We start from the raw sequence: 21,050 nt of genomic DNA on the forward strand, positions 1-21,050 counted from the left end.
GCTTGGCACAGAACGCAATGCGGATGAAACGCTGGTTAGCGTTCGCTTTTACGGTCAAATGCGGGAAGACGATGCGCCGACTGCCCAGCCGTTCCGGGAAGTCTGGAACATGGTCAGCGACGCACGTGGCAACCAGGCGTGGCGACTGGCCGGCATTCAGCAAATTGACGGATGAGAGCGTAGTTGAAACCGGCAGCGGCCTGCTGCCGGTTACTCGTGAGGGTGGTGCGCGCCGCGGAACTACCTGAGACCAACCTTTCGCCAGCGACCGTGCGTGAGAAAGTCGAGCGCCACTTGCGGAGTGGTGAACGCTGGGCGCATGAGGCGATGGTCGGCCACGAACGGTCCTTCGCAGTCGGTTGGCGAACGTCTGCTGATGAGCTATCAGTCGCCACTTGGCGAAGCGACGGCGACCGATGATTCGCCGGACGAGCCAGCTTCATTTTCAAGCGCTGTTTCGGGAGTGGGCAGCAGGCAACTCGCACCAGATCCGGAGAATTCCCGGCGCGATTCATCGATCAGTTATATCGAGTAACACCTGTAATCCAGTATGAAACCTTCTTTTCCATGACTCGGACTAGACTGGTCTGGCCTTTTCCCCCGGCAGCGCTTCGTGTTTTTCTCCGCTCGGCCCGCGCCTCCTCAACGTGGGCCAATTTTTTGAGCCAGCGTACCCAACGGTAAAACGGCTGCCCGCTGCAAGCGGTTGCGAACCGCACGTATATTGAAGGAGACGTAAATTGAAAGCACGTCCGACAGCCCGTAATGCCGGTCTGCTCATGCACATTCTTGCCGTGAGTGCGGCGGTGGGCGCAGCCATGATGTCGATCGGGCCGATGGCTTTCGCGCAAGCCAGTTCACCCGTTAGTAGCAGCGCGTTCATCCACCGGTCGTTCGATACGGGCAATAGCGCGGTTAATGAAAACTTTCAGTACATCGCGCATCCGCCAATGCGGCCGGTGGCGGCGAGCGAGCCCACCGTGGTACGCAGTTCGCACCGAGGCCATCGCGGGCAAACGGGAGCGACGGGCAGCGGCACGAACAACGCAGCAGCAGTGCCACTACCGCAGATGCCAGCGGACGCACCATCTAACGCGCCAGTTTCGCAGTAGCGCTTTTTCATCAGATCAGGCCAGGCACCGTGACTGGCGATCGATCGCGGGCTCGTGCCTTCAACCGAGAGGTGATGTGGCGTTCGCGGCTGCGACCGCCCGCTGCTGGACCAAGTGCGGTCGCTCAACGGTAGGAGTCGAAAGGCAGTCACGGGTCGATGCCGGCCTCTCGTTGCCACGCACGCCGCTCGCTCAACATACGCAATCACCGATCCAGGCACGACGCCGACAGCCACGTCGGTCCCGCCGATGCCCCACCTTTCTGGCCTAAAATATTTCAAAAGAGCATCCGCCCGGGGGCATCATGAAAGCACTTATCGTTGCTGCGACATTGACGGCTGGCTGTTCCCTCGCCTACGCGCAGACTTACCCGCAGGAAGCGCTGGCTGACCAAAGCATGGGGGCCTATAGAGCGCAATTGGAAGCGCAGAAGCAACAGATCGAACTCCAGAACGAACAACTCCAATTACTGAAACAACAGCGCGACCTGGATTTGGTGAGGCAGCAGCGCGAACTGAATTCGCTGAGACAACAGCGCCAATTCGACTTGCTGAGTCAGCGGCGCTAGATCGCTGTGAGGCGCGGCACCCGCCTCAAGATCCGGCTTGGCAACGGCCATTGCAGCGCCGAACGCTCAGTCTGTGTGGCGCCACTGGAGGGCATCAGGCGTTGAAGTCCTATACGCAAGTAAAGCATTCCTGCTCGCACCAGCCGAACGTCGCGACCGAGATCGTGTTCGAAGCGGGGAAGAACTGCTTGTAATATCGATCGAGGGCAGCGGGGCGCATCAGCGCAAATGTCCCCGCCGAAGGTCGCTCTCGCGCGCGGCGACCGCTCACATGACGTGGACGAGATTAATGTAACTGCTTCTTCAGATCGCTCAGTTCGGCGGGGGATGGGCAAAAATAGCCTTCCACCTCGCCCCGACGGCCATAGCCATAAGTAAAGCGGACCCATCATCGGCTTTTTTATTGCTTTACCCGCTCCTCGTTCTAACCGACAGTAACCTCAGCGCGCCGCCACGGCAGCTTGCAGCCGAAACGCGATTGATCAGTGCTGACGGCTACCGACGACAATGATGACCTGCATTGCAGCAAATCTGCGGGTCCGGGAGACGAGACGATGAGTCATGTTGAAGCTTAATCAACTATCGGCTTACGAAGTCAGGGCCATTCACTTCGGGCAACGCACGGCCGGCCCGGCCATGGGCATATCACTTTGCCGCTATCTCTGTTAATGACGCTGGATTTATTGCGTCATCGCGATGCACGCCTGCAGGGACCTCTCGAACAGGTGATGCCTAACTGGGAATTAACGAACACCGAAAACTATACCGCTCCGGCAAGTTTCACCATTCCCAATATCAAAGATATCGATGTCTGGTTATCCAAATTATCAGAAGGACTAGGCATCGAGATGAAGACTTCAATTAATGATTAGATCCCGGATTGCTTCTTATATTTAACCGTCATTCATACTGGATTCGATATGTCTAACCATGTGATTTTGCCGCGCATCCTCCAGGTCGGCGCCCACGCCAGCGAGACAGTTCCCACGGTTCTGGCGACTCTCGGCTGCAGTCGACCTCTGATCATCACCGACAAGATGATGGTGCAGTTGGGCTATGCCGGGAGCATTCAGGAAAATCTCGCCGCCAATGGCATGACAGCCGAAATTTTCGCTGATACGGTCCCCGAGCCCACGGTTGACTCGATTCGAGCTGGCGTGGAGAAGGCTCGCGCAGGAGACTACGACAGTATCATTGCACTGGGCGGCGGCAGTCCGATCGACAGCGCCAAGGCGATTGGCATTCTTGCCAGGCATGGTGGAGAAATGCGCGACTATAAATTTCCGCGCATCGTTACCGAGGTTGGGTTGCCCATTATCGCGGTGCCCACCACTGCGGGAACCGGCTCGGAAGTGACCCGTTTCACGATCATCACTGACGAACAGAACGACGAAAAAATGCTCTGTGTGGGCATCGGCTTCATGCCCGTGGCAGCCTTGGTCGACTACGACCTGACCCTCAGCCTGCCGCCGCGCGTCACCGCCGATACGGGTATTGATGCGCTGACCCACGCGATCGAGGCCTACGTCAGCCAAAAAGCCAACCTGTACAGCGACAGTCAGGCCTTGGCGGCCATGCGCTTGATTGGCCCCAATCTGCGTAAAGCCTATCGATCCGGCCAGGATACAGCCGCCCGCGAAGCCCTGATGCTCGGTTCGACGCTCGCGGGTGTGGCGTTCTCCGCTGCATCCGTGGCGCTGGTACACGGCATGAGTCGACCGATCGGCGCTTTTTTCCACGTTCCCCATGGCCTGTCCAACGCCATGCTGCTGCCCAGTGTGACCGCGTTCTCGATCCCGGCGGCGGAAGAACGCTACGCTGATTGCGCTCGTGCCATGGGCGTGGCCGACAGGCAGGACAGTACGCAGACCGCCAATGCCAGGTTGCTCGCTGAATTGCGGTCGATCAACGCTGACCTTCAGGTGCCGACGCCCGAACAATTTGGTATCGACCGCGAGCGCTTCTTCAGCTTAATGCCGACCATGGCACAGCAGGCTCTGGCCTCTGGCTCGCCTGGCAATAACCCACGCGTGCCCTCGGTCGCGGAAATGGTCGAGCTCTACCGCGATCTCTGGTAAGCGAATTCCCCCTCAAAAAAACCGCATCTGATCTGTCGAAGTGACGGTCATTCAGATGCAACAACAACTCTTGCCATCGGAAGGCAAAACCCTGTTCCCATCGCCCGTTTTTGCGGCACTTAGAACCTGTTCCAATCCCAGCAAGGAGTATGAAATGCAGCCTTTCAAGGACGACGCAGACGTGGTTCACTTCATCAACGGTCGCCGCGTGCCTGGCTCAGGTACTCGACAGCAGCCGATATTCAACCCCGCGACCGGTTCTCCTGCACGCATGGTGCACCTCGGCGACGCGTCCGACGTAAGTGCCGCAGTAGCGTCAGGGACACGGGCATTCCAGGGATGGAGCGATACGCCACCCATCCGTCGCGCGCGCGTCATGCGCCGCTTTCTCGAACTGATGAACCAGCACAAGGACGAGCTGGCAGCGATCATGACGGCCGAGCATGGAAAAGTGTTCAGCGATGCGCAAGGCGAAGTAGCACGGGGCATTGATGTGATCGAGTTTGCCTGCGGCATCCCGCAATTGCTGAAGGGCGACCATACGGAACAGGTGTCGACCGACATCGACAACTGGACGACCCGGCAACCCCTCGGCGTTGTCGCGGGAATCACGCCTTTTAACTTTCCGTGCATGGTTCCTTGCTGGATGTTTCCGATCGCGATTGCCGCAGGCAATGCGTTCATTCTGAAGCCCAGCGAGCGTGATCCCTCAGCTTCGCTCTACATGGCCCGCCTGCTGCAGGAAGCCGGGTTGCCTGACGGAGTGTTCAACGTCGTGCAGGGGGACAAGGTAGTCGTGGACGCACTACTCGAGCATCCTGACGTAAAAGCGATCAGTTTCGTCGGTTCGACGCCGATTGCCAACTACATCTACGAGACGGGGGCAAAGCACGGAAAACGGATCCAGGCGCTTGGCGGAGCGAAGAATCACATGGTTGTGATGCCCGACGCTGACATTGATCAAGCCGTCGACGCTTTGGTCGGCGCAGGCTACGGCTCCGCGGGTGAACGGTGCATGGCGATCTCGGTCGCAGTCCTCGTAGGCGACGTTGGGGACAAGCTGATTCCGCGGCTCGCTGATCGAGCACGCTCCGTAATAGTCAAGAACGGCATGGAGGCCGACGCCGAGATGGGGCCGATCGTCACACGTCAGGCGGTCGAACGCATTGAAAACTACATCGCGATTGGCGTCGAAGAAGGCGCGTCGCTGGTTGTCGATGGACGTGGCCTCAAAGTTCCGGGGCACGAGGAAGGCTTTTTTACCGGTGCCACGTTGTTCGACCACGTCACACCCGAGATGCGCATCTATCAAGAGGAAATCTTCGGACCGGTGCTGTCCTGCGTTCGTGCGAAGGACTTTACAGAGGCCGTCGACCTGGTCAACGCGCACGAATTCGGCAATGGCGTCGCCTGTTACACTCGCGACGGACACATCGCGCGCGAGTTCGGCCGGAGAATTGAGGTTGGAATGGTTGGCATCAACGTACCGATCCCGGTACCGATGGCGTGGCACGGATTTGGCGGCTGGAAGCGTAGCTTGTTCGGGGACACGCACGCGTATGGCGAGGAAGGCGTCCGGTTCTATACGCGTCAGAAGTCAATCATGCAACGCTGGCCGGAGAGTATCGAGCAAGGTGCCGAATTCGCGATGCCGACGGCGAGGTAGTCTTTCCACTGCAAAACCCGCTACAGCTCCCGTGCTGCCACATCCCGGCACGGGAGAGCACACCACCGGTCCTGAAGTCGCAGGCCTTCAAATCCGTACGGAAGCGCCCGACATCATGCGTCGCGGCGAATGTCGACAACCGTTCGACCGCTCAGCTTTCCATCCATCATTTGCACGGCTGCCTGCGGCACGTCGTGCAACGCTATCAGGTGCGTGAGTTCGGCGAGCTTTGCTCGATCCAGATCGGCAGCGAGCCGATTCCACGCTATCTGACGATGAGCGATCGGACACATGACCGAGTCGATGCCCAACAGCTTTATACCGCGCAGAATGAAAGGCGCAACGTTCGCCGGGAACTCCATGCCTTGCGCGAGACCACATGCCGTTACGGCGCCGCCATATTTCGTCTGTGCGCATGCGTTGGCAAGCGTATGCGAGCCGACAGAATCCACAACCGCCGCCCAGCGCTCTTTCTGCAACGGCTTGCCGGCTGCCGACAGCGAGTCCCGATCGACCACATCGGCGGCGCCGATACGCCTCAGAAAATGCGCCTGCTCCGGCTTGCCCGTCGACGCCACGACCGTAAATCCCCAACTGCTCAATAGCGAGATTGCCACGCTGCCCACCCCGCCGCTCGCGCCGGTCACGAGCACTTCACCGTCGGCCGGCTTGACACCGGCCTGTTCCAGCGCAAGGCAGGATAGCATCGCCGTGTAGCCGGCCGTCCCGATTGCCATGCTTTCGGCCGTTGATAGTCCCTGCGGTACCGCAATCAGCCAGTCGGCCTTCAGGCGGGCTTTCTCTGCGAGGCACCCCCAGTGTGTTTCGCCGAGGCCCCATCCGTTGACGAGGACAATATCGCCCGCTTTCCAGCGAGAATCTGTCGATGTCACCACCTCGCCGGCGCCATCGATACCCGCGACCATTGGCCAGGCGCGCACGACCGGACCGCGGTTCGTGACCGCTAGCGCGTCCTTGTAGTTAAGCGTCGAGTGCGCGATACGAATGAGCACTTCGCCGGCTGCGAGGGGATGCTCATCGAGGGTTCGGTCATCGAGGCTGGTAACCCCGGCCGAAAAACCGTTGTCATTCTGCTGCAGATAAAGGGCTGAAAAAGCCATGCTTGTCCTCTCTCACGGTGAACGCAGGCGGGCAGGCAAGGCGAAATGGTACATCCGGACAACATAAACCATGCAAGGATGTACCACTACGCCCGATGCCTGACGGCTTGCACAGGAACAGGGCGACAGGTGCCGCGGCAAGCGATGTCACGTCGCTATCTGTCGCGCCGCGCTTCTGGACCTCAGCCACTCCATCGTCACCAGAAGCAGGCTCGAAAATACAATCAGAATTGTCGCAAGGGCAGCAATCGTCGGCGTAATGTTTTCCCGGAGGCCGATGAACATCTGCAACGGCAATGTACCTTGTGTCGGACCCGCGATGAACATCGTGATGACGACATCATCGAGCGACGTGGCGAATGCAAACAGGGCTCCAGAAATAACGCCCGGCGCAATGATGGGCAGGGTGACGGAGAAGAACGTCGTGACGGGCGACGCACCGAGGCTCAGGCTCGCGCGCACGTAATTCTGGTTGAACCCGGCAAGGGTGGCGTTGACAGTGACCACCACGAATGGAGCCGCGATAGCGGTATGACCCAAAATCAGACCAAGGTACGACCCGGCTAACCCCCACTTCGCAAAGAACAGATACATCCCGACGGCAGTGACGATCACCGGCACGATCATCGGCGAGATCAAAATGCCGATCAGCGCGCCTTTGCCTTTGAACGTCGCCTTGTTGAGGCCCAACGCAGCCAACGTCCCGAGGACAGTGGCCAAGATCGTGGCAAGCGGGGTTACGATGAAACTGTTTTTTCCGGCACGAAGCCAGTCAATCGACGTAAACAGATTGTGGTACCACTTGAACGAGAACTTGTGTATCGGATAGACCAGGAATGTATTGTCCGTGAAAGAAAGCGGGATGATCACCAGTATCGGCAAGACCAGAAAAAGCAGGATCATGACATTGGTCGATCGCAAAAAGTAGTGCCACGCGATCTCGGGGGCCGATGTATAAGGTGCAAAACGCGATACGGTCGTTTTCATGGTCCTAACCTACCTTCAGTTCGTTGCCGACTATCTTTCGATAAACACCGAAGAGTATCAACGTCACGAGAAGCAGAACCGCTCCCAGTGCGCACGCCATCCCCCAGTTCAAGGCCACATTCGTGAAATAGGCGATGTAGTAGCTCACCATCTGGTCGCCGGCTCCGCCCAGCAATGCCGGAGTAATGTAGTAGCCCAAAGCCGTGATGAATACCAGCAGTCCGCCGGCGCCGACTCCTGGCAGCGTTTGCGGAAAGTAGACCTTCCAGAACGCGCCGAACGGGTGACTACCCAGCGAGATCGCTGCCTTCGTATAGCTGGCTGGCACCGATTTCATGACGCTGTACAGCGGCAGAATCATGAACGGCAGGAGGATATGAGTCATCGAGATCAGCACCCCCGTCCGGTTGAACAGCAGTGTCAATGGAGACGATATCAGGTCCAGCGACAGCAACGCCTTGTTGACGAGGCCCGATCCTTGAAGGATGACGATCCAGGCGGAGATCCGCACGAGGATCGAAGTCCAGAAGGGAAGGAGCACCAGGATCATCAGCAGATTTGCCTTACCCGCCGGCAGACTGGAGATCCAATATGCCAGGGGGTAGCCGAGGAGCAGCGCGGCGAGCGTTACCAGGCCGCTAATCACGAACGTTCGCTTGAATATCTCCCGATATGCCGAGGCGCCTGGATCAACCGGAACGATGTCACCGGCAGAATTGCGACGGAAGTCCATCGTCGCGAGGAGATACTGGCTTGTGTATCGGGATGAATCTTTAGCGATTACCTGCCAGTAACTAGGATCTTCCCAACGCCTGTCGATTTCGATCAGCTTTTGTCGAACCTCGTGCGCAGGCAGCGCTGAATCATCGTCGCCGAACGGAAGTGCGCTCGAAGTCTTGTAAAACAACGAACGGAAACCCGCCTTCTGCCCGTTCAGTCGACCGGCAGCGGTACCCGAACTGTTGTTCCCGCCGTTGCGCTCGAGATCCAGCATCAGCCCGCGAAAAGCGTCATCCGGAACTGCCGATTTCCGATCCCAGTTTCGCAGCGCCGCCGTCGTGTGTGGCAACGCGTCAACGACTTCCGGACTCTGAATCGACCGCGAAATCATGGATGCAACGGGCATCACGAATACCAGAAAAATGAAAATAGCAAGAGGAGCGACCAGCGCCAGCGCCGCCATTTGCTTACGTAAATTCACGTTCCTAAGCGATCGCTTGAGCTCACGCAAATGCCAATCCTGCTGCTGAGTAGTTACCGCGCTCATGTCTCTCTCCTTCGCGTACCCATGCGTTCGAGCGACGGGTACGCGATTCGCGTTATTTCGCTGCCCACGCGGTGAAACGCTGTTCCAGCCCGTCGCCGTGGTCGGTCCAGAACTCTACGTCGTTGGGGATAGCGGTTTTGCTGTGCTTCGGCGAGTTAGGCAGGTTTTCAAGAGTGGCTGCATCGAGCAACTTTAAAGCGTTCTTGTTGGTTGGCCCGTACGGAATGAGCCGCGCGAACGCAGCTTGAGCCTGAGGTTCGAGCACGTAGGCAATGTACTTCTCGGCTGCATCCTTATTTTTCGAGCCCTTCGGAATCACGAAAAAGTCCAGCTCATAGATGCTTTGGTCCCACGAGATACCCAGGTTCTTGTTCCCTGCCCGCATTGCGGCGTCGATGCGGCCGTTATACGCGGTGGACATCGAAACGTCACCGGCGACCAGGAACTGCGGCGGCTGTGCGCCAGCCTCCCACCATTGAATGTGTGGCTTGAGCTCGTCCATCTTCTTGAACGCCCGATTGACGCCAGCCTCCGTGCCCAGCACGGTGTACACGTCTTTCGCCGGAACGCCATCTGCCATCAGTGCGAACTCGAGGTTATAACGCGCCTCCTTCTTCATGCCACGCTTGCCAGGAAATTTCTTGACGTCCCAAAAATCCTTCCAGCCCTGTGGCGTGCCCTTCGTCAGCGTCGGGTTGTATGCCAGCACGGTCGACCACACGAATGTGCCGGCAGCGCAGGGAGTCACCGATCCAGGCACCAGATCACCCTTTTTCGCGATCTTCGACCAGTCGAGCTTCTCGAAGAGTCCGTCCTGACAGCCGCGTCCGATGTCTGCCGACTCGACTTCAACGACGTCCCACGTGACATCTTTGGCGTCGACCATCGCTTTGACTTTGGCCATTTCGCCCGTGTACTCAATCGCAATCGTCGGAATACCGCTCGCTTTCGAGAACGGTTCAACCCAGGCAGCCTTCTGGGCATTCCCCACGGCGCCACCGTAATTGACCGTCGTAAGGCCGTCGGCCAATGCGAAAGCGGAACAACACATCATGGCAGCCACGCCGACCGTATTTCTAAAGAACCTCATTTCGTTCTCCTTGGCACAAGGTGATTTCGCTACGCGTGGTCAATTGAAAACTCTCAGATGATCTTCATGAAACGACAACGCGATTCGATTTCCCGGTTGGACATGGGCCGCCCCGTCCTGTCCGAGCGGAACCTTCACGAAACACTCTGTTTCTCCGGGGCAGCGGCAGCGTAGCCGGACGTGATCGCCGAAGTAGATCATCCCAAGCGTTTCGCTGTTGATGACATTGCGCTGCTGTTCGGATTGCCGTCCAATCGAGAGCCGCTCGGGACGGATCACCCCTGTGGCGTGGCTACCGACATTGAGCCCGGCAACATTCAGCGCACGTACGGTCGTACCGTCTGCAATGCGCAACTCGCAATAATTACCATCCCGGCTTACGACGGTGCCTTCCACCCGGTTACTGTCACCAATGAAGTTGGCTACAAACAGATTCCTCGGCGATTCGTAGAGCGAGTCGACCCGGTCGAGCTGTTGGATCACCCCCTGATCAAAGACCGCCACTCGATCAGACATCGTGAGCGCCTCACCTTGATCGTGTGTGACGTACACAAAGGTCAGGCCAAGAGATTCGTGCAATGCCTTGAGCTCTATCTGCATGTGCTCGCGCAGCTGTTTGTCCAGCGCGCCAAGCGGTTCGTCCATCAGCACAAGCTTTGGGTTGAACACCAACGCACGCGCAAGCGCCACTCGCTGTTGCTGACCGCCTGAGAGCTGACCTGGCATTCGCTTACCCAACTTTTCCATGTGGACCATCTCGAGCGCCCGCTTGACGCGCGCGGCCCGCTCGTCTGGCGGCATCTTGCGAACCTTGAGGGGATACTCGAGGTTCTGTCCGACGGTCAGGTGTGGAAAGAGTGCATAGTTCTGAAATACCATTCCAATGTCGCGTTTATGCGGCGGAATACGATTGAGTAACTGACCATCCAGCCAGATTTCTCCATCGGTTGGGTATTCAAACCCGGCGAGCATCATGAGACAGGTGGTCTTTCCCGAGCCAGACGGACCAAGCAAAGTGAGAAACTCCCCCTTCTGGATGTCGAGATTCAGGTCTTTGACGACGAGTGTTTCTCCGTCGTATGTCTTCCGAACATTGCGGAAGCTCACAAATGTGTTGCCCTGGTCTTGCATGATCGTTACCCTCAATGTCTTTCGGTGCGCAAGGCACCTGGCAGTGCAGGCGGTAGTGCTGTGTCTGCAGATCGGCTGCGGCGACAGGGAGGCGCACAGGGCACCTCCTTCCCCGTGCCTCGCCATGGGCGTTTTCGCGCCATGTGCTGCGTAGCTCGATTGAGGTTCTCGATAACGATTTCTGCGCCTCGCCGGGTGTTTTCGGTACCCGGGAGCTTGCGGTGTCGTACGTGCATCTTCGTCTCCAATCTTATAAATATTCGAACACCCCTTCGCTACAGCCTTTTTTCTTCCAGGGTGCTTGCTGCTATCGGCCACGCCCACACATCAGCGGAGCGGTCGCGATTTGTTCCGGCTTGCCCGCAACGGTGACGTGTTCAGCTGGGCAAGTACTCTTCGCACCAGCTTTCGCCGACCGCCCCTCGCGCAATCAACGTCGCAATCTGGGTATCGCTGTAGCCCATCTTGCGCAGAACCCCTCGCGTCGAGGCACCAAACTTTTCTGCTGGCGCCAGTGCGCGGATCGGAGCAACGTGAGGGCGAATCGCAAAAGGATCGAGTTGGATGACGCGTCGTCCACTCGGATGCTCGGCATACACACTGAATGAATAGCTGGCGTTATCGATACCCGGACGATTGTCTGCAGGGCGGCTGTAGCGTTGGCGCAAGTTGTCGATATTGTCCGGAATGGCTGCCGCCACATTGGCCGCTTGCAACCGCGTCTGCCAGGTTTCGGCGGAGACCGTGGCAAACGCGGAGCTGAGAAACGCTGCGGGATCTGCCGCGTCGCGGATGCCCGTCAGCCCCTCTACGGCGTTTAGCTTGTCCAGTTCCTTTTCGCTGGCGTCCACATACAACCAGTCATCCGCGGCCCGAAAGAAGCGTGACAGGTTGCCAAAGCCCTGGGCGCTACGGCCGGAAGGCTCATCGAACGGGGCCCGCCGTGGGTAGTCGTAGCAGAAGGGAATCTGCACCAGGTTGCCGAGCGATGCCAGGGAGGTCCGGGCACGGCTGATCTGGCCGGTTCTGGCTTTGCGATATAACGCGGCGCCAACGCCGAGCGCTGCAGCGAACCCGCAATTCACGTCAATGGTTCCGACGTGAGCGTGTTCCTCTGGCGTTGCCATGCCGCCGCCGAAGCGCAGCATGATGCCGGTGCTTGCCTGGATCAAGTCGTCGTAACCGAGATAATCGGTCCGCGGGCCGCGACGCGGTCCCCCAAAGCAATCCAGTTGACAGAAGATCGCGCCAGGGTTGACGGCCTGGAGACTGACTTCGTCAAGACCCAAAGGTGCCAGTTGACGATCCGGTGCATTCATCACGATCACATCAACCGAACGAACCAATTGGTTAAACACCTCGCGTCCGTCAGGGTGGTTCAGGTCGACCAGGACGCTTTGCTTGCCGCGGCCCGAAGACATGCCAAAGACCACTGTGTTCCAGGGATCATAGTTGGGCGTTACGGGGTCGAGCTTGATAACCTCGGCGCCGAACCGGCCGAGGTAGGAGGTCGAATGCGGACCCGCGATGACATTGGTCAGATCGAGGACACGCACACCGTCAAGCCAGCCGCCAACATGCTGTTCAGATGGGGGCGGCAGTGCCGTGGGCGCGCACTTATCCAGGATGGCCAGGGCTTCTTTGAGACTCACCGTGCGGCGTGAGTCGGGCGAGAGCATCAAGTCGGCACTGTCTTCCAGCCAGGCGATCGCGCCGGGCTGTTTCATGTTGCCGTACTGGTGGTCGTCGACATCGACCACCAGACCCGCGGCGTTGGCGTGCTCGTCATGCAACCATTCTTGAGTCGATCGGTGGGGCGCACCGGGAAACCGGCCTTCGCCGAAAATTTTTTCCCACTCGGTCGCTGTCCTGGTCAGGAACACCTCCTTCATGCGTGCCGAAATGCGCCGGGCCCAATGGTCAGGCAACGGGTAGACACCGAGTGAGGCATCCCCCTCCCACTGAGAGATAGGAAGGTAGGGGTCGCTCACTGTCGGCAGCCCGGCAGATAGCGTTTCCTCGTACAACCCCATCGCCTGAAGGCAACGCCTGGCGTGCGAGCGGTGTGACGGGCATACCGCATAGAACTTGCGACCGTCCGCGCACTCGTATGTGCGGTAAAAGGGGTCGAGGTATTCTTGCAGTTCTTCGTAGCTGAGGTTCATCGGAAGATTTTCCGACCGCCGCCGCTCAATTTCCTTTTCGCGCAAGGTCTTGTAGCGTTCGGGATAACCGTCGATCTTGATCGAGTTGTAAGACAGCCCCTCCATCACCGCCGCGGCCAGAGGTACCTCGATTTGATCGCCCACTCCCGTGCGCTCCCGCGCTTGCAGAGCGAGTGCCACCGCGGAGACAGCCAGCATGGTGCCGTAGGACGAGGCTAGCGGCAGCGGCGAAAAACTCGGGTTTATCCCCATCAGTACGCGGTTCTGACCCATATCGGTGAATACCCCGGAGGCCGACGCAATAATCGGCTCGAGGGCGCGCCAGTGACGACGCAACTGGTCGTTGCTGGCGAAACCAGGGATGGACAGCGTAATGAGCTCGGGCCTTTGACGACGCAGCTCGGCGAAGTCCAGGCCCAACCGGGTCATGACGCCCGGCCGGAAGTTCTCGATCACGATATCGGCACGCGCGATGAATGCCATGGCCGCCTCGAGCCCCTGCGCGGACTTCAGGTCAAGCTGCAAGCAATACTTGTTGCGGTTCAGTACGGCATTGGCCGGGCTGTCCCAAAGCGGCCCAGCAGGGGGATCGATGTGAATGACGGTGGCGCCGAGATCCGCCAGGATCATCGCCACGGCCGGGCCGGCGATGTACTGGCCAAAGTCGATGACTTTCACGCCGCTAAAAGGCAGTTGATCATGCTTTCCCATGGCTCACCGACTCATCTCCAGGACCTGCAGATCTTTCGAAACGCAGGTCATCATTGTGGTGGGTCGCCGCCAGCACCAATCAACCGCATTTCGAATGCGAGGCGAGTGGCCTTGGCGACGAACTGGGGATCACTGTCGGATACAACGGGGAGCCGGTAAAGCAATAAAAAAAACGAGGATGGGGCTATTTTATTTATGGCTGAGGCCAACGGAGTGAACGCGCAGGAAAATGACCAGTCGATCACTGGCAGCCCGGCGAAATGGACGTGCGATGTCAACCTGCCTGATCAGTTTCGCGCACGCCCCTCCTGAGCCTTCGCACTCAACCAGGCCACGAACGCCGCGGCATCAGGGTTGACAATGCTGTGAGGAGAATAGACCAGGTAGAAAGCTTCACTGGTCGTAAGCCGGGATTTGAAAGGCGCTATCAGTTGCCCGGTGTCCAGCATCGACTGGACCAGCGACGAGCGCGCCAAGGCCACCCCTTGACCAAGCTCGGCCATTCTCAAAGCAGAGATCAAGGTATCGAACTGCATTCCCTTCGAAGAGTCGACCTGTCCCGCGCCTGCTTTCTTCAACCAGTATCCCCAGCCCTCCTCGTAGCCCAGGACGTGGAGTAGTTCGTGGTAACGGAGATCCTTCGGAGTAGCCAGTGGCGCCTGTTCGGAGGGCAAGAATGGGGCGCAGACCGGCAGCAACGTATCCCAGGTCAGCCGCTCGGCCTTGAGTCCCGTCCATTCTCCATGTCCATAGCGGATTTCCATATCGGCTTCGACGTCGGTCACGCTCGAATCGCCCCCCCATATGTTGCTGGTGATACGCAGATTGACCTCGGGGTGGCGTTCACGAAAGTCGGGTAAGCGCATTGCCAGCCAATGGGTAAAAAACACCAGGCTGACCCGAACGGTAAGGACTCTGCCGTGACCTTGCCCGAAGATCTCTTCAGTTGCGGCCGCCAGTCGCTCTACGGCCTCGTGGACAACCGGCAAATAGGCTAGCCCGGCCTCAGTGAGCTCGAGTCCTCTTGGCAAGCGCTTAAAGAGGACTGCCCCCAACTGCGACTCGAGTCCCTTCACCTGTTGGCTTACCGCCGCCTGGGTCAGGCTCAACTCTGTCGCCGCATGGGTGAAACTGAGATGCCGGGCAGAGGATTCAAATGCGCGCAACCAGTTAAGCGGAGGTAATCGTTTTCTCATTCTGCAGACCGTTTGACTAAAGCTGTCCGACTTCGTGGATTAGTTGCGTGTTGCGGCAACTCAAGATCCACTAGACCCGCGGACGCGGCGGCATTCCCTGGCGTCGACGAGTGCCTGCTCACTCCATCCAATTGGGCAATCGAACCTATGTTAGCGCGGAATTTCGAACACTCTGAAACGACAAGCCTGGTGGGGCGGTTTCAAGAACGAAGTGCAACACTGGGTTCAATGGATGGGAGTTGAGGACTGACTGGCGGCTGCGAGCATCGCGGCAAACACCCGGAGCGGCGAGTGAGAGTCGAGCGTCGCACGGGGGTCGATGGTTGAGGCTATCGGCGATCGCATCGAGTTCGTCCTGGCTGTAGATCGATAGATCGGTGCCCTTGGGTAGGTACTGGCGCAGCAGCCCGTTGGTGTTCTCACAGGTGCCGCGCTGCCAGGGGCTGTGCGGGTCGCAGAAGTAGACCTTCACGCCGGTGGCGGCAGAGAGTTCGTGATGGCGGGTCATCTCCTTGCCCTGGTCGTAGGTAAAGCTCTGGCGCAGCGGTGCGGCAATCGAGTTGAGTTTGGCAGTGAAGCCGGCCAGGGCCGACGCGGCGGTGGCATCTTTGCTGATCAGGAAGTCGCTTCGCCCCGCGTCGCTGCAGGAACTACGGTTTCGGGACCGATTGCAGGCAATGTCCGCTGAAAACCCGACCTCGTGGACGACGAGGCGGTGGCATTAACGTCGCAGCGGTCGGATGGCAGCGGCGGAGTGCTGCGCCGCTGCCATCCGACCGTTCCATGCGAAAACTTACCGGATTCCGGTTGACCTTCGGTGGCAAGCGCGTTCCTGTCAAATCTCGCGCATGCGCTGGACTGGCGGAATGCGCGTTTCCCACTGCGCCCCAATCACTGCGAAGACAACTGAGAGCAACGCCACGCCGACCACGGTAGTCAAATAAAGCCAGGGCATGCTGACAGATTCGGGCGGTGGATCGAAAACCCCGGTCAGGAGCTTGACCAGCATCCATGCGAGCGCAAAACCGGTCAGTAAGCCGATGCTGGTCCCGGTGACAAGGAGCAGTAGGGCCTCGCTCCACAGAAACGCGCCGAGCTGCCGGGGTTTCGCACCGAGGGCTGAAAGAATGGCAAAGGTGCGCCGCCGGTCGGCAATACCGAGCGCGAGAACGAGCCCCGCCGCGCCGGCCACCATAACGACGGCGAAGGCAAGCTCCAGTCGCGTCAGGCCGCCAAGGTCGACGGCGGTCAGACTGGATCCGATCAGATGCTGGGCCTGCCCCACATCGCTGACCTGCACCGCTGCCAGCGAGGCAACAATGCCCCGCGCCGCGGAAGCAATTTGCGCGGGGGAGGTGGACGTCTTCAACAGAACGATTTCCGCTGCATCCGCACCGGTCTGCTGTCCCACGTAACGGGCATTCGCGACCAGAAAGGAGTCACGGGGCGCGGTCGGGAATTCACGGACGACGCCAATGAAGTGGAACCGGACAACATGATACTGGTGATCGTGTGCATTTTGCAGACGCAGATTGAGCTCATCACCCGCCTGCAACTGAAAATCCCTGACGGTTTCTTCCGCAACGAGAATGCCGTCGGGTGTTCGCGCGAGCTCGTCCAGCGTCTGTTTCGCATTGCCGCCCACGAAATACGCATTTGACATCCTCGTTGCCTCCCCGATGTGCCTCGCGTCGATGCCATACAGGTCCTGCAGGTCCGTGCCGACGTAGGCGAGCCGGTGCTGCATCGACTGCGCCGCGCTCACACCCGGGAGTGCCGCGAGTTCCCTGAGTTTCGTTGACGCCGGTGCCTGCGACGTGCCGGTGACCGTCACGTCTGCGCCGTTCGTGAGTTCAGCGTCGACGCGCGTCTGCGCGTTGTAGGTTGTGTTGAAGATGGCGGTCGATGTTGCGAAAGCAAAGGCCAGCGCGACCAGGGCGATACCCTGTGTCATGCGTTTCCGCTGTCGGCTGAGGGCCGCGGCAACAATGCCCGCCAGGGAGCCCGCAATGGGGTCCAGCCACCTGGCCAGACGTGCCCGACCCCGCCTGAGTCCCGTCAGGCACACCCTGACCGCCAGCAGGCCGAGACCCAGCCATAGCAGAACCGGCGCGAGAAACGCCGGGTAATCGATCGATGATGACGGCGTTCCCTCGGGCGCCAGCACGACCTGATAGCCCGTACTCCATGTTCTCCAGAAGATGACAGCCGACAGGGCAATGAAAATGAAATCGAGGCCGATGCGTTGCCAGAGCGCGGCGTGATCGTAGCCGATCGTCATCCGGGCGGTCGCGACCGTGGTCTGCCTGGCATCGATCCAGGCTGTGGCAAGCATGATGGCAGGGGCGAGCACAACACCAGCCAGGGCGGCGGCGATCCAGCCGACAGCGGAAACAGCGAGCATATCCACGCCGAGCAGCATGCGCGACACGAGCGTCGCAAGGACCAGTCCGGCAATCGTGCCGCCCATACCCACGCACGCGGCTTCGACCGCCGCCAGTTTCATGATCCGCGCGCGCGAGGCGCCACGAATTCGCAGCAGCGCCTGATCGCGCCGGCGCCGGCCGGCGCCGGATGCCACCACCGCCATCGTCAGGAAGGTGGCGAGGAGCGCCCCCGGTGCGCCGAGAAAGAGAAACAGGACCTTGGCGTACAGCGCGTCACTGCGTACCGCGTCGAGCCTGGCCGCCAGATTGTCCGCCACGATACCATTGCCCGCGATGCGAGCCTCGAGGTTCCTCGCCGCACCCAGTACCGCCTCAAAAGCCGCCTGCGGATCGCCTGGAAGCCGGTCATGCGCCAAGCGGACATGCAGCTGTACGCGAATCGAATCCGGCCTGATCGCCGCCTGCGGGTCAAACAGGCGGTGCCACTCGTCAATGGGCATCAACAGCACATTGTCGGGTGGCGCTTGCGGTGCCGCCCCGGCCGGAACCCCGACCGCCTGGAACAGCGAGTCAGCATGCGGCAGATCGACAATGCCAGCCACCCTGACATCGACGGGCGCCAGGCCGATACGGTGGATCGTCACTGCGTCGCCGACCGTCACATGCAAATTGGCCGCCGTCTGTTGTGCGATGAGCACGCCATCCAGGCGGCCGAGCAGGGTCCGGAACTGCGCTGGATAGTCGCGCACATAGGCAGCATCGAGGCCAAGCACCTTGCCTTTGCCGGTCGTCTGCACGCTTGCGCCGGTATGGGCCTCGAAACCCGCGACATCGGCATAGCCGACCGTCTGCAGCCGGGAAACTGTTGCGGCCTGTCCAATGGCTGCCGTGACCGACTGGGCGGTGGTCGCGGAGACCAGTTGCACCTGCCAGTCAACCGGTACGCCCGCGATGGCGCGGCGCGTCATGGAAGCGGTGCTTTGGGCCAGAAATGCGCCGAGCGAGGCCAGCAACGCGACGGTGATCGCGATGCCCGCCGCTGCGCCTGCGAGGCGCGCCTTGCGTTTTTGGACCAGCCCCAAAAACCACAGCCAAGTCATATCGCCCCCGCAGTGTTGGGAGCGTCGATGAGCGTGCCGCGCTCGAGATACCAGACGCTATCCATGCGTTCCGCAACCGCCCGATCATGGGTGGCGATGACGAGTGCCGTCCCGGTGCCGGCGAGATGGGCCACCAGTGCGTCAAGGAAGGCGCGGCCGGTCGGCTGATCGAGTTGGCCAGTCGGCTCGTCGGCGAGGATCACGCGCGGGTTTCCGACGATCGCCCGTGCCATCGCGACACGCTGCATCTGACCACCCGACAGCTCTTCGGGCAGCCTGGCCATCAGGCGCTCAAGACCAAAGGTGGCGAGCGCATCCGCCACCGCCTTGCCGATATCGCAGGTCGCTTTCGCCATCAGCAGCGGCAGTGCGACGTTCTCACTCACCGTCAACGGCTCCAGCAAGCTCGGCACCTGGAACACCAGCGAAATTTTCGCGGGCAGAAGCGTGTCCGCGGTGCCTAACGCGGGCCAACAGATCGCGCCGCTTGTCGGCGCGTCGAGTCCTGCCATGAGGTGCAACAAGGTCGACTTGCCACTCCCGGATCTCCCGACAAGGGCGACATGATCGCCCGCGTGCAGGCGGAATGTCGCAGACGCGACTGCGGCGACAGACACCCTGCCTTGCTGATAGCGCCGGCCCACTGACTGGGCCTTGATCAGGGTGTCAGACATGGGTGAGGCGCCCATCCTGAATGCCGAGCAGACGGTCGGCATGTGACGCCAGTGCCATGCTGTGCGTCGCGATCAGGACTGCGACTCCGGCGCGGCATCGTTCCATCAAATGGTTCAGGATGTCCGTTTCGGTGGCCGCGTCCACCTCCGCTGTCGGTTCGTCTGCCAGCAGCACGCGAGGATTCGACGACAGGGCAACCGCCAGCCCGGCGCGCGCCGCTTCGCCGCCCGACAGTTGCGAGGGGCGTGCGCGGCGTTGCCCGCCCAGTCCCATCACCTCGAGCAGGTGATCGATCGTCCGTTGGCTGGACTGCCTGGACAGTGACATCTGCAGCCGCATATGGGCCTCCACCGTGAGGTGCTCGAACAGGTTGCCCGATTGCATCAGGATACCGATGTGCCGCGCGCGCAACGCGGCGCGAACCGCTTCGGGCCGTCGCGACAGGCGCAGCCCCATCACCTCGACATGTCCCCCATCCGGTTCATCCAGCCCGGCCAGGCAAGCCAGAAGCGTGGACTTGCCGCTTCCGGAAGGCCCCATCAGCGCGACGAATTCTCCTGCCCGGAGTCGCAGCGACACACCGCGCAACGCGGCCGTTTCGTCATCGCCGCTACGGAAGAAACGGTAGAGTTCAAACGCTTCCAGCGGCTGCGCGTCAACGCCATTGGAACGAATCTGAGATGAGTTTCCATTGATCGGCATTGTCGGCTCCAAGCGGGGCAGAGAGATCAAGGGTAGCGAGCTTGCCGCCCCGGTAGATCAGATAGCGATGTCTCTCCAGGCGCAACTGTCTGTTGGTGACCGGGTTGGGTCCGGAATTCGATGTGTAGACGATCAGAAGCGCTGGGCCGGATCGCAGCATGACCTGCCTGATCGCCGCTATCCTGACTGCACGACCGCCCTGGACGAGATCCGCCGCCTCATGACTGGCTATGGAGGTGGCAGTGGGAGCACGGGGAGCGGATGTGACGGTGACGTCGACCGCGTTGTATTTGTCCGAGAAGCCTGCCCCATCGGGATGATCCGTTCGCGCCCAGCCTTCAGGTACCTTGAGCGAGAAACCCAGTGGCGAGGCGTAGGTGATGAAGACCTGGGTGTCTGGAATGTCGCCGGGTGGATTCTTTTCCGGCGTGACCGGCCGTTCTGTTGCCATCGCTGGCGTGCCCGCGATTTGCGTCGCGCTGCCGATCAGGGCAGCGACGGCAAAGATGGCCATGGGCAGTAACCGGAAGTACCCCTTGATCCGAGTTCTGCCTTGCATAGTGCCTCCTGTCCTGTAATCGCGCTGCGCCCGTTACTTCTGCCACGCAAAAATCAGCTGCTCGTGCCTGTGCGGTTTGATCCGCACCACGCGCTGCTTCGTGTCGCCCTGCCGGTCAATACTCACGGTATATTTTCCTGCCGATAATTTCGCGAGGAGGAAGGGGCCATCGGCGGTGGTATTGAGAACGGCCTTGCCTTCCTGGTTTTTTATCAGAACCCTGACATCAGACACGTATTCATTCTGCGACGTGGCCGCACGGGCAAATTCCAGTTCCAGCGGATACTGCACGGCGACCTGCCTGATGGCGTTTGCTTCATCCAGTCCAATCCCGCCGCTGGCATACGCTACGGCACCCTGCATTCGCTCGGTTGGGACGCCAGTTTGCGCACCAGCATGGAGACCACCCCCACCAGGGTTGCCACAACCATTGCTGTCTCAGGCGTGACAGTTTTCATCGCGAATCTCCCAGCCATCTGATAAGGGAAGATCGTGTCCGGGAGCCGGCGCATGCTTTGGGGGCATGCGCCGGCAG

Annotated in this window: 17 protein-coding genes and 2 pseudogenes; 6 read left to right on the forward strand and 13 right to left on the reverse strand. The window is 60.0% G+C overall.

Translation table 11 applies throughout. The features are described from left to right. The 6 genes and pseudogenes from HDG32_RS36860 to HDG32_RS33640 all read left to right on the forward strand — a co-directional run. A pseudogene (locus HDG32_RS36860) lies at positions 1 to 175 on the forward strand (Tim44 domain-containing protein); the annotation flags it as partial. Between the two features lie 565 nt (positions 176 to 740). Beyond that, positions 741 to 1,112 (forward strand): hypothetical protein, encoded by a 372-nt coding sequence (locus HDG32_RS33620; RefSeq protein WP_184073900.1) that lies wholly within the window; start codon positions 741 to 743, stop codon positions 1,110 to 1,112. Between the two features lie 304 nt (positions 1,113 to 1,416). Further along, positions 1,417 to 1,680, forward strand: a complete 264-nt coding sequence (locus tag HDG32_RS33625) for a hypothetical protein (protein WP_184073902.1) — start codon at positions 1,417 to 1,419, stop codon at positions 1,678 to 1,680. A gap of 668 nt (positions 1,681 to 2,348) precedes the next feature. Next, entirely contained in the window at positions 2,349 to 2,552 is a 204-nt protein-coding gene (locus HDG32_RS33630) for a hypothetical protein (RefSeq protein ID WP_184073903.1), read from the forward strand. Positions 2,553 to 2,600: 48 nt separating this feature from the next. Next, entirely contained in the window at positions 2,601 to 3,758 is a 1,158-nt protein-coding gene (locus tag HDG32_RS33635; protein WP_184073905.1) for an iron-containing alcohol dehydrogenase, read from the forward strand. Positions 3,759 to 3,912: 154 nt separating this feature from the next. After that, positions 3,913 to 5,424 carry a CoA-acylating methylmalonate-semialdehyde dehydrogenase gene (locus tag HDG32_RS33640; RefSeq protein WP_184073960.1) on the forward strand — a complete coding sequence of 504 codons (1,512 nt, stop codon included), beginning with the start codon at positions 3,913 to 3,915 and terminating at the stop codon, positions 5,422 to 5,424. 113 nt (positions 5,425 to 5,537) lie between these two features. On the opposite strand, the gene HDG32_RS33645 is transcribed toward HDG32_RS33640, so the two are convergent. The 13 genes and pseudogenes from HDG32_RS33645 to HDG32_RS33705 form a co-directional block, all read right to left on the reverse strand. Beyond that, positions 5,538 to 6,545 (reverse strand): MDR family oxidoreductase, encoded by a 1,008-nt coding sequence (locus HDG32_RS33645; RefSeq protein ID WP_184073907.1) that lies wholly within the window; start codon positions 6,543 to 6,545, stop codon positions 5,538 to 5,540. 147 nt (positions 6,546 to 6,692) lie between these two features. Next, on the reverse strand, positions 6,693 to 7,532 hold the full coding sequence (locus tag HDG32_RS33650) for an ABC transporter permease (protein WP_184040168.1): 840 nt from the start codon (positions 7,530 to 7,532) through the stop codon (positions 6,693 to 6,695). A gap of 4 nt (positions 7,533 to 7,536) precedes the next feature. Then, positions 7,537 to 8,799, reverse strand: coding sequence for an ABC transporter permease (locus tag HDG32_RS33655; protein WP_184073909.1), 1,263 nt, complete (start codon positions 8,797 to 8,799; stop codon positions 7,537 to 7,539). A 52-nt stretch (positions 8,800 to 8,851) separates the two neighbouring features. Continuing rightward, a complete protein-coding gene (locus HDG32_RS33660; protein ID WP_184073911.1) occupies positions 8,852 to 9,889 on the reverse strand; it encodes an ABC transporter substrate-binding protein in 1,038 nt (345 codons plus the stop codon). 39 nt (positions 9,890 to 9,928) lie between these two features. Next, the gene (locus HDG32_RS33665; protein WP_090805787.1) at positions 9,929 to 11,020 is read right to left on the reverse strand and encodes an ABC transporter ATP-binding protein; all 1,092 of its coding nucleotides are present in this window, start codon (positions 11,018 to 11,020) and stop codon (positions 9,929 to 9,931) included. 377 nt (positions 11,021 to 11,397) lie between these two features. After that, positions 11,398 to 13,896, reverse strand: a complete 2,499-nt coding sequence (locus HDG32_RS33670; protein ID WP_184073913.1) for a CoA transferase — start codon at positions 13,894 to 13,896, stop codon at positions 11,398 to 11,400. 287 nt (positions 13,897 to 14,183) lie between these two features. Further along, positions 14,184 to 15,092 (reverse strand): transcriptional regulator GcvA, encoded by a 909-nt coding sequence (gene gcvA / locus HDG32_RS33675; protein WP_090805019.1) that lies wholly within the window; start codon positions 15,090 to 15,092, stop codon positions 14,184 to 14,186. A 313-nt stretch (positions 15,093 to 15,405) separates the two neighbouring features. Beyond that, positions 15,406 to 15,699: pseudogene (locus HDG32_RS33680) on the reverse strand (IS30 family transposase); the annotation flags it as partial. 228 nt (positions 15,700 to 15,927) lie between these two features. Continuing rightward, positions 15,928 to 18,579 (reverse strand): ABC transporter permease, encoded by a 2,652-nt coding sequence (locus HDG32_RS33685; protein ID WP_184073915.1) that lies wholly within the window; start codon positions 18,577 to 18,579, stop codon positions 15,928 to 15,930. After that, on the reverse strand, positions 18,576 to 19,253 hold the full coding sequence (locus tag HDG32_RS33690) for an ABC transporter ATP-binding protein (RefSeq protein ID WP_184073917.1): 678 nt from the start codon (positions 19,251 to 19,253) through the stop codon (positions 18,576 to 18,578). Before HDG32_RS33690 ends, HDG32_RS33685 begins: the two co-directional genes overlap by 4 nt. Then, on the reverse strand, positions 19,246 to 19,956 hold the full coding sequence (locus HDG32_RS33695) for an ABC transporter ATP-binding protein (RefSeq protein WP_184073919.1): 711 nt from the start codon (positions 19,954 to 19,956) through the stop codon (positions 19,246 to 19,248). The genes HDG32_RS33690 and HDG32_RS33695 overlap by 8 nt, the downstream gene beginning before the upstream one ends. Next, positions 19,910 to 20,515 (reverse strand): hypothetical protein, encoded by a 606-nt coding sequence (locus HDG32_RS33700; protein WP_221307952.1) that lies wholly within the window; start codon positions 20,513 to 20,515, stop codon positions 19,910 to 19,912. The genes HDG32_RS33695 and HDG32_RS33700 overlap by 47 nt, the downstream gene beginning before the upstream one ends. A 33-nt stretch (positions 20,516 to 20,548) precedes the next feature. Continuing rightward, complete coding sequence (locus tag HDG32_RS33705) at positions 20,549 to 20,878, reverse strand: carboxypeptidase regulatory-like domain-containing protein (RefSeq protein WP_184073921.1); 330 nt, start codon at positions 20,876 to 20,878, stop codon at positions 20,549 to 20,551. Positions 20,879 to 21,050: the final 172 nt, after the last annotated feature.

The organism is Paraburkholderia sp. CI2, from assembly GCF_014201055.1.
Lineage (GTDB): Bacteria > Pseudomonadota > Gammaproteobacteria > Burkholderiales > Burkholderiaceae > Paraburkholderia > Paraburkholderia tuberum.